Origin of the sequence: Pseudomonas silensiensis, assembly GCF_050434865.1 — a bacterium.
Lineage (GTDB): Bacteria > Pseudomonadota > Gammaproteobacteria > Pseudomonadales > Pseudomonadaceae > Aquipseudomonas > Aquipseudomonas fluorescens_W.
Map to the genome: position 1 here is coordinate 349,053 of NZ_JBNDJH010000004.1, position 15,169 is coordinate 364,221.

Annotated in this window: 10 protein-coding genes; 6 read left to right on the top strand and 4 right to left on the bottom strand. The window is 59.5% G+C overall.

The features are described from left to right. Positions 1 to 101: 101 nt before the first annotated feature. Entirely contained in the window at positions 102 to 1,157 is a 1,056-nt protein-coding gene (locus tag QF010_RS08210) for a tetratricopeptide repeat protein (protein ID WP_033054989.1), read from the bottom strand. A gap of 203 nt (positions 1,158 to 1,360) precedes the next feature. Here QF010_RS08210 and QF010_RS08215 point away from each other — a divergent pair, with 203 nt between their 5' ends. From QF010_RS08215 to QF010_RS08225, 3 genes are read left to right on the top strand one after another with little or no spacing between them, the layout of a single operon-like run. Then, positions 1,361 to 3,508, top strand: coding sequence for an FUSC family protein (locus tag QF010_RS08215; RefSeq protein ID WP_429532851.1), 2,148 nt, complete (start codon positions 1,361 to 1,363; stop codon positions 3,506 to 3,508). Then, positions 3,498 to 3,698 carry a DUF1656 domain-containing protein gene (locus QF010_RS08220; RefSeq protein WP_033054985.1) on the top strand — a complete coding sequence of 67 codons (201 nt, stop codon included), beginning with the start codon at positions 3,498 to 3,500 and terminating at the stop codon, positions 3,696 to 3,698. Before QF010_RS08215 ends, QF010_RS08220 begins: the two co-directional genes overlap by 11 nt. A 4-nt stretch (positions 3,699 to 3,702) precedes the next feature. Then, positions 3,703 to 4,668 carry an HlyD family secretion protein gene (locus QF010_RS08225; RefSeq protein WP_429532852.1) on the top strand — a complete coding sequence of 322 codons (966 nt, stop codon included), beginning with the start codon at positions 3,703 to 3,705 and terminating at the stop codon, positions 4,666 to 4,668. Positions 4,669 to 4,809: 141 nt separating this feature from the next. Here the strand turns inward: QF010_RS08225 and QF010_RS08230 are convergent, their stop codons facing one another. From QF010_RS08230 to mexE, 3 genes are read right to left on the bottom strand one after another with little or no spacing between them, the layout of a single operon-like run. Next, entirely contained in the window at positions 4,810 to 6,231 is a 1,422-nt protein-coding gene (locus tag QF010_RS08230; protein ID WP_033054981.1) for an efflux transporter outer membrane subunit, read from the bottom strand. Next, positions 6,228 to 9,410, bottom strand: a complete 3,183-nt coding sequence (locus QF010_RS08235; protein WP_033054980.1) for an efflux RND transporter permease subunit — start codon at positions 9,408 to 9,410, stop codon at positions 6,228 to 6,230. Before QF010_RS08235 ends, QF010_RS08230 begins: the two co-directional genes overlap by 4 nt. Positions 9,411 to 9,422: 12 nt before the next feature. Next, the gene (mexE, locus tag QF010_RS08240; protein WP_033054979.1) at positions 9,423 to 10,676 is read right to left on the bottom strand and encodes a multidrug efflux RND transporter periplasmic adaptor subunit MexE; all 1,254 of its coding nucleotides are present in this window, start codon (positions 10,674 to 10,676) and stop codon (positions 9,423 to 9,425) included. Positions 10,677 to 11,109: 433 nt separating this feature from the next. On the opposite strand from mexE, the gene QF010_RS08245 reads away from it, so the two are divergent. From QF010_RS08245 to QF010_RS08255, 3 genes are all read left to right on the top strand, one after another. Continuing rightward, positions 11,110 to 12,075, top strand: coding sequence for a GlxA family transcriptional regulator (locus QF010_RS08245; RefSeq protein ID WP_429532853.1), 966 nt, complete (start codon positions 11,110 to 11,112; stop codon positions 12,073 to 12,075). A gap of 246 nt (positions 12,076 to 12,321) precedes the next feature. After that, positions 12,322 to 13,533 (top strand): M24 family metallopeptidase, encoded by a 1,212-nt coding sequence (locus tag QF010_RS08250; RefSeq protein ID WP_033054978.1) that lies wholly within the window; start codon positions 12,322 to 12,324, stop codon positions 13,531 to 13,533. A 224-nt stretch (positions 13,534 to 13,757) separates the two neighbouring features. Beyond that, the gene (locus tag QF010_RS08255) at positions 13,758 to 15,098 is read left to right on the top strand and encodes an MFS transporter (protein WP_429532854.1); all 1,341 of its coding nucleotides are present in this window, start codon (positions 13,758 to 13,760) and stop codon (positions 15,096 to 15,098) included. Positions 15,099 to 15,169: the final 71 nt, after the last annotated feature.

Consider the following 15,169-nt stretch of genomic DNA (forward strand, 5'->3'; position numbering starts at 1 on the left):
ACTAGGGGAAACGAGGCAGCAGGCCGTGAGTGCCTGTATGAGCTGCCTGTTCTCTTGACCCTGGGCCGAGACGACGAGTTCAACGAAATTTTTTGTTGTTGTTAAAGCCCTTGCTGTAAGGCGGGGTCGTCGGGATTGAGTTGTTCAAGTTGCGCCAGCAGAATCTGCACGTTCTGCAGTTGGCCGCTTTCTTTCCAGTAGTTGATCAACAATACCCGGGCTCTCCGGTCGGCCGGGTGGCGCTGGACGATCTCCTGCAACTGTTTCTGCGCCGCTTCCAGCTCCTGTTCATCGTGAAGCGTGGTGGCCAGGTCGTAGCGGTAATCCTTGTTGTCCGGCTCCAGCTCCACGGCTTTGGAAAGGCCGAGCAGGGCGAATTCACTTTGCCCGTGATGCAGCAGCCAGAGTCCCAAGGCATGTTGCAGGTAGGCCGAGTCGGGCTGAGCTTTTAGCTGCTTGGCCAACAGTTGCCGGGCAGCATCGTTTTGGCCCAGGCGATCCAGCACGTCGATTTGCATCACCAGCGCGGGCAGGTTGCCGGGCGCAAGACGCAAGGTGTTCTCTAGCGCCTGCTGCGCCTCTTTCAATTCGGCATTGTGCAGATGCAGCCGAGCCAGTTGATATTGGTTGTCGGCGCTTTCCGGTTGACTCTTCAGGTCTTGTTCCCAGGCGTCGATGGCTTGCTCCAGCGGCCCGAAGTACAAACCGAGATCGTCCGGCGACAGCCCCAGCAAGGCGTTCACGGCGGCATAGCGGACGCGCTGTTCGCTGTCATCGAGTAACGGGCCGAGCAGCAGGCTGCGTTGACCGCTGGGCACCAGGCCGCTGATGCTTCTGATCGCCGCGATGCGCACGTCCGGCGATTCATGCTGCAAGTCCGCATCCGCCAGTTTCAGGGCCACGGAGCTGGGGTAGTTGGGCAGTTCGGCATGCAACCAGACGCGGCGTTTGACCGATATATCGGAGCGGCCCAATTGCTGGTAAAGGACCCGCGCTGCACCCGGCTGGCCTGCGCGCGCCTGATTCAGCGCCTCGCTGTAGCCGCGCTTGATCGCCTCCGGCACCACGGGGGTTGTGCTGCGCAGGAAAAACCAGGCAAGGCCGATGGCAAACAGAACGCAGAGGCTGATGAGCAAGTAGCGGCGAGACTGGGGCATGCAGGAATCCGGGAGCTGGCAAGCTGTTGCAAAGTAGCCAGCTTCGGTCAGGCAAGGCTGTGAGTCAAACCCAGACTTGTTCGATACGTGAGTCAGTCGATTCAACGCGGTCTGCATTTTCGATGATTTTGCCTACAGGTTGCGTCGACATTGAAACCCGTCGAGGCGCCTTGGCAGTGACTACGCTTGCTGGAGATGACTCGATGAGCGTTCCCATGCAACCGCTGCTTCAGTACTTCAAAGCGATACTCAACCCCGGCCCCGGAGTGGCGTTGTTCGCCCTGCGGACCATCGCGGCCGGGTTGCTGACGTTATATCTGGCGTTCCTGTTCGACCTTGAGCAACCCAAGTGGTCGATCATGGCGGTGGTCATCGTCAGCCAGCCATTGGGCGGCATGGCCCTGGCCCGCAGTTTCGGCCAGGTCATCGGCACCACGCTCGGGGCGGTGGTGGCGGTGTTGATCATGGCGATCTTTCCCCAGGCGCCCCTGCCTTTCATCCTCACCCTGGCCTTGTGGCTGGCGCTCTGTACCGCCGGTGGCACCTTGTTGCGCTACACCAGTTCCCAGGCGTTTGTTTTGAGCGGGTACACGGCGGTGGTCGTGGCACTGCTGGCAATACCCGATCAGGACGGTACGTTCCTTCTCGCCGTCACCCGCGTGACCGAGACGCTATTGGCCGTGGCTTGCGTGTGCGTGGTCAGCCTGCTTACGGCGCGACCGGAAGCCGTGGCCCGGGATTACTTCGCGAAGATCGATCAGGTCATCAAGCTGCTCGCGACCCACGCCGCGGCGGTCATTCGGACCGAGGAAAGCGAAGCCGATTTCCATCGACGGCAGATGCAACTGCTCGGCGCGATCAGTGCCCTGGAAGGCGTACGGCGGCATTTGTATTTCGATGCACCCCGGTTGCGCAGCTCCAATGAGTTGGTGCAGTTGCTGGGCAATCAGCTGGTGTTGTTGACGTCGCGGCTGACGGCTTTGCGTCACCAGCGGGAGCTGCTTGCCGAGCGCTGGAAAGGTGCCTTGCCGGAGGAAGTACAGCGATTACGCGCCGAAGAACTGGTCTTTCTCGATGAATTGGCCTTGCAGGGGCGATCATTGTCGACCAAGGCCCGGCAGCGTTTCTCGGCACTGCAACAGCGTTTCGATGACCAGGCCTACAAGGCCGAACAACTCACCGAGACAATGCCAGCCACCCTGCGTTCACTGGCCTGGGCGCTGCGCTGGGAACAGGCGCGGATGCTGGAGCAGCTCGGCCAGATTCTCGAACTGAGCGACGCAATCCAGGACGGGCGTGCGGCCAGTAGCATGTTTCGCGGCCAGGACAACCCCTTGCATCTGGACTTCACGCTGGCGGCAATGAACGCGATCCGCGCATTTACCGCATTGGTGGTGGCCGGTCTGATCTGGATCGAAACTGCTTGGGACGGCGCACGTGGAGGGATGATCGTGACGGGAATTCTTTGTTCACTGATGGCGACGTTTCCGCGGCCGATGCTGGCCAGCCAAAGCTTTGCCAGGGGGCTGGGCCTGGCCTTGGTGGTATCGGCGCTGTATCTGTTCCTGCTGATACCGATGATCAGTGACTTCGAGTTACTCGCCTTGTTGTTGACCCCCTTGCTGTATGCCGTCGCGGTGGGGTTGTCCAGTCCGCCAACCACGGGCACAGGCATTGGTCTTGGACTGACGACAATGCTGTTGTTGGGCCCGCAAAACACAGAAATCGGCCAAAACAGTGCCATTCAGTGGTTCGAGTTTGCCGGTTCCTATATCTGCGCAGCCGCGCTGGCGCTCAGTGTCTACGCCTTGATCTTCCCGTTCAGGCCCGATTTGCGGATGCGCCGACTGTTCAATGAGAACTGTGAACAGGTCTACGCTTTGCTGAAGACACCGGCCACCGATGAGCAGCAATTTGCGTTTGAAAGCCGCATGGTCGATCGCCTGACCATGATGTTGGGGCTGCTTCCGTCCACCAACGACAAGCAATCCAGCGAGCTGTTCGAAGTCAGCCTCGGGTGCATGGCGCTGGGTGTGGCGCTGAACCAGCTCAGGCAACAGGGGCAGAGCAACACGTTGCTCAGTACTGAACAGCAAAACCGTTTGCTGGCTGCTGTCCGTGAGACCGGACGATTGATCGCCGGGCGGCCCGGGATTGACCTTGAGCAACTGCTCGGAAACCTGCGTGTCTTGGGCGATGAAATGGACGACTTGCATTTAGACGTTCATGAACACTTGTGGTCGGTATTCCGGATGCGCGTGGCGTTGTTGATTGTGGTGTCGTTTCTGGAGCGACATCGCAAATACTTTCAACCCGCAGAAACGGAAGGAGTGTCGGCCCTTGCCCATTGATTTTGAGTTGGGTGGCGTCTACTTGCCGCCGATTGCCCAGGCGTTATTGCTGGCGCTACCGATTTACCTGGTGCTGGACTGGATCTTGCGCCGCCTCGGCGTGCTGCGGTTCGTCTGGCATGAAGCCTTGTTCGAAGGCGCGTTGTACGCCTGCGTTTGCGCAACGCTGATTCTGGTAATGGGAGCTTGATGCTTTGAAGAAGATCCTTGCCCGACTTGCGACGGTGGCGGTGGTGTTGCTGGCCTTAGTTCTCGGCTGGTTTGCCTGGGAACATTACACCCGCGCCCCTTGGACCCGCGATGCGCGGGTGCGTGCCGATGTGGTGACCTTGTCCGCCGATGTCTCGGGGCGCATCGTCGGCCTGGGTGTGCAGGACAACCAGCATGTGGAGAAAGGCCAGTTGCTGCTGGAAATCGACCCGGCACGCTATGTCCTGGCGGTTGAGCATGCCAAGCGCTCGGTGGAAGTGGCGAAAGCCACCCTTGGCCAGTCCGAGGCAACGATTGTCGCCAGTGAAGCGTTGCTCCGCCAGCGTCAGAGTGAAGAGCGCCGACGGCGCACGCTCAAGCAGCGGTTCGCCATTTCTGGCGAAGAATGGGAGAAATCCAGCACGGAAGTGGCGGTGGCGCAGGCCGAGTTGCTGCGCAACCAGGCCAACCTCGGTTTGGCCCGGGCCAACGTGCAATTGGCCATCGCCGCATTGACCCAGGCCGAACTGGACTTGCAGCGTACGCGGGTCGAAGCGCCCGTGACGGGTTACGTCACCAACCTGCTGACCCGTCAGGGTGACTACGCCGCAGCCGGCGGCGCGCTGTTGGCGCTGGTGGACAGCAACTCGTTCTATGTCAGCGGTTACTTTGAGGAAACCAAGCTGCCGCGAATCGAAGAGGGCGACCGGGTCCGGATCGAATTGATGAGTGGCGAAACCTTCGGCGGCACTGTGCAAAGCATTGCCTTCGCCATTTCCGACCGGGAGAACCTGCCCGGCGGTCGCCTGCTGGCCAACATCAACCCCAGTTACACCTGGGTCAAGCTGGCGCAACGGGTGCCGGTGAGGATACAGATCGACCCCGATTACGCGGCCAAAAACCGACTGCGTGCCGGGACCACGGCCACCGTAACGGTCCTGGAAAACCGCGAGACTCAAGAACACCGCTAACCCTGTGGGAGCGGGCTTGCTCCCACAGGGGAATGTGGTGGATTAAACAAGCCTGCAGGCAAAAAAAAGCCCCGCGACCGAATGAGGCGCGGGGCAAAGAAATTGGTTGATTGCGACCAACCAAAGGAGCTCGTTAAAACTTTACTTGCTGGCGACCGTCTCTGGTTGCCAGCCACCGCCCAGGGCTTTGTAAATCGCGACAATGCCGCGATACAGATCGACTTCGGCCTGGGCCTGAGTGTCTTCAGCCGCCAGGCGCTCACGCTGGGCGTCGAGCAGAACGAGGAAGTCCGCTGTGCCTTCGCGGTAGCGGATTTCGGCGAGGTCGGCCGCAGCGCGACTGGATTCGCTCTGACGAATCAGCGAGATCAAGCGCTGCTGACGTTTGCCGTAGTCGCTAAAGGCGTTTTCCGATTCTTCCAACGCCAGCAGTACTTGCTGCTCGTAGGTCGCCAGGGCGCCTTCGGCATCCGCATCGGCGCCCCGCAAACGGGCGCGCACGCTGCCAAGGTCGAACGCCGCCCAGGTAATGCTTGGGCCCAGCGCCCAGGCGTTGGCCGCCGAGGAACCGATTTGCGAACCGCGCCCGGCGGTGAAGCCCAGGAAACCGCTTAGGCTGACCCGAGGGAACAAATCAGCCTTGGCCACGCCGATACGGGCAGTGGCGGAAGCCAATTTGCGTTCGGCGCTGAGAATGTCCGGACGACGCTGCAGCAGTTCTCCCGGATCACCGATCGGCAGGGCCTTGGCGATCGCCGGCAAGTCTTTTGGACTCAGGTCGACGGTCAGCTTGTCCGGACGTTCACCCAACAGGGTAGCGATGCGGTTTTTCTGTCGAACCTGTTCGGCCTGCAATTGCGGCACGCTGGCTTCGACGGACGCCAGGCGTGCATCGGCGCGAACCACATCGAGCTGATCGCCGACGCCGGCATCACGCAGGCTGACGGTGATCTTGCTCGACTCTTGCTGATTGTTCAGGTTGGCCAGGGCGATCTTTTCCCGCAGCTGTGCACCGCGCAGTTGTCCGTAGGCATCCACCAGTTCGGCAATCATCGAGACTTGCAGTTGGTACAGATCGGCTTCGAGCGCTTGCTGTTCGGCGTCGGCCGATTCCAGGTTGCGCTGGATACGGCCAAACAGGTCGATCTCCCACGCCATGTCCAGACCGAGGTCGTAGCGTTCGCTATTGACCCGCTTGGTGGTCTGGCCCGGGATCTGACCCTTGGCCAGGTCACTGCTGACCCGGCTGGTGATGGTTGGCATGGCGTCATTGCTGACGTCATCGCGAATGGCCCGGGCCGCTTTCCAGCGAGCGAAGGCTACGCGCAAATCACGGTTGCCTTGCAGCGATTGAGTCACCAACTGGTTGAGGGTTGGATCTTCAAACTGCTGCCACCAGATGCCTTCGAAACGCGAGCGGTCGAAGTTCTTCTGACCGGCGCTGCCATCGGTGGCGGTGGTGATGTTGGCCGGCTCAGTGGCTGGGGTCTTGTAGTCCGGGCCGACGGCGCAGGCACTCAGGGCCAGTACCAGAAGGCTCGGCAGGAAGGCTTTCAGGCTCATTGTTGCGCCTCCAGTTTCAGGGCCTTGGCCGCTTTGCGCTTTTCACCGCGCTCCACAAAGTTACGAATCAATACGTAGAACACTGGCGTCAGCAACAGACCGAAGAAGGTCACCCCGAGCATCCCCGAGAACACCGCCACACCCATGGCATGACGCATTTCGGCACCGGCACCGCTGGAGAAGACCAGAGGCACAACACCCATGATGAACGCGAAGGACGTCATCAGGATCGGCCGCAGACGCAGGCGGCAAGCTTCCAGTACCGCGGCGAGCGGGCTGAGGCCTTCGTCCTGCTGTTTGTCCTTGGCAAACTCGACGATCAGAATCGCGTTCTTACAGGCAAGCCCCACCAGTACGATCAAGCCGATCTGGGTGAAGATGTTGTTGTCGCCTCCCGAAGCAATCACACCGGTGATGGCCGACAGCAAGGTCATCGGTACGATCAGGATCACCGCCAGTGGCAGGCTCCAGCTTTCGTATTGAGCCGCGAGTACCAGGAACGCCAGCAGTACGCAGAGCGGGAACACGAACAGTGCGGTGTTACCGGACAGAATCTGCTGGTAGGTCAGGTCGGTCCACTCGTAGGTCATGCCGTTCGGAAGTTCTTCCTTGAGCAGTTTCTCGATGGCTTTTTCGGCCTGGCCGGAGCTGTAGCCGGGGGCTGCCGCACCGTTGATTTCAGCGGTGATGAAGCCGTTGTAGTGCATCACGCGGTCCGGCCCCGAGGTGTCGCTGACCTTGATGAAGGTCGCCAGCGGGATCATCTCGCCTTTGTTGTTACGTACTTTCAGCTGACCGATCTGGTCCGGTTCGAGACGGAACTGCTGTTCAGCCTGAACGTTGACCTGATAGGTACGACCAAAGCGGTTGAAGTCGTTGGCATACAGCGAACCCAGGTAAATCTGCAGGGTGTCGAAGATGTCGCTGACGGCCACGCCGTGGGTCTTGGCTTTTTCGCGGTCGATAGCGGCATCGACCTGTGGCACGTTCACGGTGTAGCTGGTGAACAGGGCGGCCAGTTCCGGCACGTTGTGGCTCTTGGTGATGATGTTCATGGTTTCTTTGTACAGCTCGTCATAACCCAGGTTGCCCCGGTCTTCGATCTGCAGGCGGAAACCACCAATGGTGCCCAGGCCTTGTACCGGCGGCGGCGGGAAGATCGCCATGTAGGCTTCCTGAATCCCGGCGAACTGGCCGTTCAATGCACCGGCAATCGCACCGGCGGACATGCTCGGGTCTTTACGCTCGTCGAACGGTTTCAGGGTGACGAACACGATGCCGGCGTTAGGACTGTTGGTGAAACCGTTGATCGACAGGCCAGGGAAGGCCACGGCACTTTCCACGCCAGGCTGTTTCAGGGCCAGGTCGGACATGCGTTTGATCACGTCTTCGGTACGGTCCAGGCTCGAGGCATCCGGCAGTTGTGCGAAGGCCACCAGGTATTGCTTGTCCTGGCCGGGCACGAAACCGGTCGGGGTGTTGGCGAAACCGAAGAAGGTCAGCACCATCAGGCCTGCGTACAACAGCAGGGCGATACCGCTGCTGCGGATAACCCGGCCTACCGTGCCGACATAACCGTGGCTGGCCTTGTCAAAGAAGCGGTTGAACGGACGGAACAGCCAGCCACCGAAGATCTTGTCGAGGACCTTGGAGAAACGGTCCTTCGGTGCGTCATGGCTTTTGAGCAACACAGCAGCCAGCGCTGGCGACAGGGTCAGTGAGTTGAACGCAGAGATCACGGTCGAGATCGCAATGGTCAGGGCGAACTGCTTGTAGAACTGCCCGGTCAACCCGGAGATGAAGGCCGCCGGGATAAACACCGCACACAGCACCAGCGCCGTCGCGATGATCGGACCGGTCACTTCACGCATGGCGCGCTTGGTCGCTTCGACCGGCGTTAGTCCCAGTCCAATGTTTCGCTCGACGTTCTCCACCACCACGATGGCGTCGTCCACCACGATACCGATAGCCAGTACCAGGCCGAATAGCGATAGGGCGTTCAGCGAGAAGCCAAACAGGTGCATCACGGCAAACGTACCGATCAGCGAAACTGGCACTGCCACCAACGGAATGATCGAGGCACGCCAGGTTTGCAGGAACAGGATCACCACCAGAACAACGAGGATCAGTGCTTCAAAGAGGGTGTGAACCACCGCCTCGATGGAGCCGCGCACGAAGATCGTCGGGTCATAGACGATGCTGAAGTCCATGCCTTCCGGGAAGCTCTTTTTCAGCTCCGCCATCTTGTCGCGCACTTCGTTAGAGATTTCGATCGCGTTGGAACCAGGACGCTGGAAGATCGGAATCGCCACCGCCGGTTGGTTGTTCAGCAGCGAACGCAACGCGTATTGGCTGGAACCCAACTCAATGCGAGCGATGTCTTTCAGGCGAGTAATTTCACCGTTTTCGCCGGAGCGAATGATGATGTTCTCGAACTCTTCTTCAGAAACCAGACGGCCTTGGGTGTTGACCGACAGCTGGAACGCGGTGGCACTCGGCGCAGGTGGCGCACCCAGTGCACCGGCAGCCACCTGACGGTTCTGTTCACGAATTGCGGTCACGACGTCGGTGGCGGTCAGGTTACGCGAAGCGGTCTTGTTCGGATCGAGCCAGACCCGCAGCGAGTAATCGCCCATGCCGAACAGTTGCACGTCACCGACACCGCCCAGACGCGCCAGCTCATCCTTGATGTTGAGCAAGGCGTAGTTGGACAGGTAGAGCATGTCGTAGCGTTTGTCCGGCGAGGTCAAGTGCACAACCATGGTCAGGTCAGGCGAAGCCTTGTCCACGGTGATACCGATGCGCGTCACTTCCTCGGGAAGTTTTGGCTCGGTCCGGGTCACGCGGTTCTGCACCTGTACCTGTGCGTTGTCCAGGTCAGTGCCCAGCGCAAAGGTAATGGTCAGGGTGATCTTGCCGTCAGCGGTGGACTGCGAGGACATGTACAGCATGTTCTCGACGCCGGTGATGGCTTGCTCCAGTGGAGCGGCCACGGTTTCACCGATGACTTTAGGGTTGGCACCCGGGAAGTTCGCACGAACCACAACGGTCGGCGGAACCACCTCCGGGTATTCGCTGATCGGCAGCTGGAACAGCGAGATGGCACCGGCGATCAGGATCAGCAGCGAAAGTACCGCTGCAAAGATCGGCCGTGAAATGAAGAATTGGGAAAAATTCATCGTAGAGATCCCTTAACCGCGTGGTGTCGCAGCAGCCAGTTTCACAACCGAACCCGGCGCGACCTTGGCAGGTGCGACTTGGGGCAGGTTGCTGGCTTCCAGCGCTTGTCGTTGTTGTGCGAGTGCCGCGAGGGTTTGTTCACTGGCCATCGGGATCACTTCTGGTGTGACCGGCGAACCAGGGCGAACCCGTTGCAGACCCTTGACGATGACGGTGTCGTCCTTGCTCAGGCCGCTGCGCACGATGCGCAAACCTTCGATCTTCGGACCCAGCTCGACCGAGCGGTACACCGTCTTGTTGTCGGCATCCATCACCAGCACGAACTTTTTACCCAGATCGGTACCGACCGCTTCGTCGTTGATCAGCACGGCGGAATAGGTGCCGCTGCCGACCAGTTTCAGGCGGGCATACAGGCCTGGGGTGTAGGCGCCGTCGCTGTTGTCGAACACGGCACGACCGCGGATGGTGCCGGTTTTCGGGTTGACCTGGTTGTCGACGAAGTTCATCACGCCCTGGTGTGGGTTTCCGTCTTCGTTGGAAAGACCGAGGTAAACCGGCGTGGTGGCACCGCGTTTGCCCTGGCGAGCGAGCTGGGTGTATTTGAGGAACACACGCTCGTCGGCGTCGAAGTAGGCGTAGACCTTGTCGGTGGACACCACACTGGTCAGCGCGGTGGTATCGGCGGTCACCAGGTTGCCGGCGGTGATTTCCGCGCGGCTGACACGACCACTGATCGGTGCAGTGACACGGGTGAAGCTCAGGTTCAGTTTGGCCAGGTCCAGTTGCGCCTGGAGGGCACCGACGGCAGCGCGGGCTTCTTGAGCAGCGCTGGTGCGCGAATCGGCCAGCTCGGCGGAGATCGCGTTGCTGGTGCGCAGACGCTCACCGCGCTGGGATTCGTTTTCGCTGCGGGTGGCGTTGGCGCGGGACTGGGCAACCAGGGCTTCGAGGCGGCGAACCTCGGCCTGGAATGGACGCGGGTCGATCTGGAACAACAGATCGCCTTTCTTGACCAAAGCGCCTTCAGTGAAGGCCACTTCATCGATCTGACCAGAGACCCGTGGACGTATTTCTACGGTTTCCGGCGCTTCGAGGCGCCCGGTGAATTCGTCCCACTCGTTAACCGGTTGTTCCAGCACCTTGGCCACGCTGACTTTGGCTGCGGGCATAGTGGCGGCCGTGTCCGGAGTCTTGCCGCAGGCGCTCATCACCAGTACGGCCAACAGGGCCAATGGGAAGCGTAAATGTTTGAGTGATTGTTCCATGGATGCATCCGCCAATGTATTGAGAATGGACGGATGATGCTCGGCGAGGTTGTATCGCACGAATCGAATGAGGCAAAGGTAACTATCATTCGGAATGATATAAGCGCCAGCCAAGCTCTCTAGCATGCACCTTTCGTTAGGCGGCTATCAATTGGGCTGATGACAATTCAGTGTTGCCTGGACTGCAAAAGTCCAGGCCGGGGCCACGGCCGCACCAATGCCTATGGCCTCGTGTTGACCTCAAGTGGTAGCGACGAACATTTGGGGGTCGATTTCTGGCACTTCCGGCTGATCCTCGACGCCCACAATTCGTTCCTGAGAACCTCGAATCGGCGCGCCGGCATGCATGACAAACATAAAGAAACCTCCCGTGGCAGGCTGGCAGTGAACTCGATTGGGGACGGAACCACCCTGAGCAACAGGAGAGCGCTACATGCTGACACTGACTGAATCTTGTCGGCAACACCCGCCGACACTGCGCATCGGCTTCTGGTTGCTGGAAGACTTTGATTTTTATGCTCTGGCCAATGCGCTGGAACCCTTGCGCCTGGCCAACCAGATGGCTGGACGTAGCGTCTGTATATGGCAGATTCTCAGTCTGGAAGGTCGCGATCTGAACGCCAGCAACGGCATTACCACCGCCACTACCCGACTGGATCAGGTACAACCCCTGGACGTTTTGATCCTCTGTGGCGGCGACAACCTGCACGCTCAGGCGGAGTCTCCAGCAGTGCGCCAAAAGTTGCACTACTGGGCTGCGCAGCCGGTGGGCCTGGGCGCATTAGGCAAGGCCGGTTGGCTGCTGGCGCAGACTGGCGCGCTGGACGGTTTCCGTTGCAGCCTGCCTGAACCCGATCCGTCGCTGTCGTTTACGACTTCCAGCGATTTGAGCCCGGTGGCCGCACCTTTTTGTGTCGACCGCCAACGTCTGACATGCGTCGGCCCACAGGCCGTCCAAGGGTTAATGCACGAACTGCTGGCCCGGTCCCACGGTCGCGGCCTGGTGCTGCGTATGGAAAAACACGTGACCCGGCAGGCCCGGCCACTGCAATCGGTGTACAACGCGCCAGCAAAACTTCAGGCGACGCTGGCGTTGATGAATGAGCACCTGACTCGTACATTGGCTATCGACGAACTGGCCGAATCCATGGGCATTTCCCGCCGGCATATGGAGCGGCTGTTCAAACGCAACCTGGGTTGTTCGCCGTCGCGGCATTATCTGGACTTGCGCTTGCAACAGGCACGTCAGTTACTGCAGACCACTAAACGGCCAATGAAAGATATCGCGCAACAATGCGGATTTGTTTCACTGCAGCACTTTTTCCGTTGCTACCGTCAATACTTTGGTGCGCACGCGCGCGATCATATGGAAGCGGATCAACCCGCGACGAGGTCCTGAGAGGCCGTCAAACCGCAATTCACTGTGCCAATTCCAATGCCTCCGCCAAGCGGCTTTCACTGCGCTTGCCGGGGGCATTGTCGTTTCTGGTGTATGGCCTTTTGGACCACGTTGGCGAAGAGCGGATCTGGTCAACTACAGGTCGGATTCGCGCAAAAAACCTCACCTTGCATCTGTTCGAATGATCTTCAGCGGCCCGCCAGAGTGGCGCTTCCCGTCGATCAATCACTGACAAGGATAAATGATATGCAAATGCCGAAAACCATCCAGATCAAGAACGGCGAAAAAGTGGCACCGACGTTCTCGGCGCAAGAATATGCCAATCGCCAGGCCAAATTACGGGCGTATCTGGCGCAGAACAACATCGACGCGGCCGTCTTCACGTCCTATCACAACATCAATTACTACAGCGATTTTCTCTACTGCTCGTTCGGTCGCCAGTACGCATTGGTCGTGACCCAGGACAGTGCCGTGACCATCAGCGCCAACATCGATGGCGGTCAACCATGGCGCCGCACCATGGGCACTGAGAATATTGTCTACACCGACTGGCAGCGTGATAACTATTTCGTTGCGATCCAGCAAGCGTTACCCAAGGCCGGGCGTATCGGTATTGAGTTCGACCATCTGAATTTGCTCAACCGCGACAAGCTTGCCAGTCGTTATCCGCAGGCCGAGCTGGTGGATATCGCCGCGCCCTGCATGCGTATGCGCATGATCAAGTCCGCCGAAGAACACGCGATCATCCGTCATGGTGCACGCGTGGCGGACATCGGCGGCGCTGCCATCGTCGAAGCCTTGCGTGATCAGGTTCCAGAATACGAAGTGGCCCTGCACGCCACCCAAGCCATGGTCCGCGAGATTGCCCGTACGTTCCCGGACTCCGAACTGATGGACACCTGGACCTGGTTCCAGTCCGGCATCAACACCGACGGCGCCCATAACCCGGTGACGTCGCGCAAGGTCAACAAGGGCGACATTCTCAGCCTCAATTGCTTCCCGATGATTGCCGGTTACTACACCGCGCTGGAACGTACCCTGTTCCTGGATCACTGTTCCGACGAGCATCTGCGTTTGTGGGAAGTGAACGTCAAAGTGCACGAGGCCGGTCTGAAACTGATCAAACCGGGCATGCGCTGCTGTGATATCGCCCAGCAATTGAACGAGATTTTCCTGGAACACGATCTGCTGCAATACCGTACCTTCGGCTACGGTCACTCCTTCGGTACGCTGAGCCATTACTACGGCCGTGAAGCCGGGCTGGAACTGCGCGAAGACATCGACACGGTACTGGAGCCAGGAATGGTGGTGTCCATTGAACCGATGATCATGTTGCCCGAAGGCCTTCCGGGGGCCGGCGGTTATCGTGAGCACGACATATTGATCGTCAATGAACAGGGCGGGGAGAACATCACCAAGTTCCCGTACGGCCCGGAACACAACATCATCAAGAAGTAAGACTTTGCGCCGCACAGTGAACCTGTGCGGCGTTTTATGTTGATGAGTGGGAAAAATCTTCCCGGTGGTTTAGATAAACCGGAAAAAACGACGCATACGCACTCAAGAGCGCGCAGCATCTAACGAGCCTTAACCCTGCCAAGTAAAACAATAGAGGGTTTTGTCATGTACTACGTCCCGACGCTTTTTCCTGATCACAGTACCTCTAACACTGGAGGTGCCCAATGAGCACTCAAAGTGCAAGCCTGACGCCGACCCTGGCGCAAAAACTTGAACAGACCGCCGAGCGCAAGGCCTTGCGGCGCGCTGCCAGTGCCAGCTTCATGGGCAACTTCGTCGAGTGGTTCGACTATGCGGCCTACGGCTATCTGGCCACCGTGATCGCGCTGACGTTTTTTCCGCAAACCGACAAGGCAAGCGCGTTGCTGGCGACCTTCGCGGTGTTCGCGCTGTCGTTTATCGTTCGCCCTTTGGGGGGCCTGGTCTGGGGCCACTTTGGCGACAAGTACGGGCGGCGCAGTGCATTGTCCTGGTCGATCCTGATCATGTCGATCTCGACCTTTTGCATCGGCATCCTGCCGACTTACCACCATATTGGCCTGTGGGCACCGGCGTTGTTGCTGCTGATTCGCTTGTGCCAGGGCTTCTCGGCTTCGGGTGAATACGCCGGGGCATCGGCCTTTCTCGCCGAGTACGCCCCCGAGGGTAAACGCGGTTTGTACACCAGCATTGTCCCGGCGAGCACGGCGGCCGGTCTGCTGTTTGGTGCGGTGTTCGTGGCGGGGTTGCATGCGTGGATGAGCGTCGAAGACCTGCACAGTTGGGGCTGGCGCTTGCCCTTTTTGCTGGCAGCGCCGTTCGGGCTGGTGGGGCGCTACATCCGCATGAGTTTGCAAGACACACCCAAGTTTCTGGAGATGGAAAAGCGCCTGGAAGCGAAGGAGTGCGCGACCCACGCACCTGTTCGCGAATTGCTGACCGTACATCGGCGTAGCGTATTGATCGGGATTGGCGTGACCTGCCTGAACGCCGTGGCGTTTTACCTGCTGCTCAGCTACATGCCGACGTATCTGTCCACTGAGATGGGCATGAGCGAGAGTGATTCGTTCCTGGCGTCGACGGTGTCGCTGGCGACCTACATCGGCCTGATTTTCCTGATGGGCAAGCTGTCGGACCGGTTCGGCCGCAAGACCATGTTGCTGACCGCTTCGGTGCTGTTCCTGGCACTGACTTTTCCACTGTTCGGTATGCTGGAGAACCAACCGCTGATCGTGATCTTGATGATCCAGATTGCCTTCGGCGCCATCCTGGCGATGAACGACGGCACCTTGCCGTGCTTCCTCGCCGAGATATTCCCCACCCGCGTACGCTTCAGTGGCTTTGCCTTCAGCTTCAACATCGCTAATGCCGTGTTCGGTGGCTCCGCGCCGTTTATTGCCACCTGGTTGATCCAGCTGACCGGCAACAAAATGGCCCCGGCCTGGTACCTGCTGGCGGCAGCGGCGGTGGCGTTGGTTGCCATGCTGGCGAGCCGGGAAACGGCGCATAAGGCATTGCAGGACTAGGCGACCCCACGGCCTCTTCGCGGGCAAGCCCGCTCCCACATCAAGCCGCGTCCTCCTGGGCAACTCGGCTG

Excerpts from the sequence above, each read along its gene's own strand:
- QF010_RS08215 (WP_429532851.1), top strand. The coding sequence starts at position 1,361 with ATGAGCGTTCCCATGCAACCGCTGCTTCAGTACTTCAAAGCGATACTC.
- QF010_RS08250 (WP_033054978.1), top strand. The coding sequence starts at position 12,322 with ATGCAAATGCCGAAAACCATCCAGATCAAGAACGGCGAAAAAGTGGCA.
- mexE (WP_033054979.1), bottom strand. The coding sequence starts at position 10,676 with ATGGAACAATCACTCAAACATTTACGCTTCCCATTGGCCCTGTTGGCC.
- QF010_RS08230 (WP_033054981.1), bottom strand. The coding sequence starts at position 6,231 with ATGAGCCTGAAAGCCTTCCTGCCGAGCCTTCTGGTACTGGCCCTGAGT.
- QF010_RS08210 (WP_033054989.1), bottom strand. The coding sequence starts at position 1,157 with ATGCCCCAGTCTCGCCGCTACTTGCTCATCAGCCTCTGCGTTCTGTTT.
- QF010_RS08235 (WP_033054980.1), bottom strand. The coding sequence starts at position 9,410 with ATGAATTTTTCCCAATTCTTCATTTCACGGCCGATCTTTGCAGCGGTA.
- QF010_RS08255 (WP_429532854.1), top strand. The coding sequence starts at position 13,758 with ATGAGCACTCAAAGTGCAAGCCTGACGCCGACCCTGGCGCAAAAACTT.
- QF010_RS08245 (WP_429532853.1), top strand. The coding sequence starts at position 11,110 with ATGCTGACACTGACTGAATCTTGTCGGCAACACCCGCCGACACTGCGC.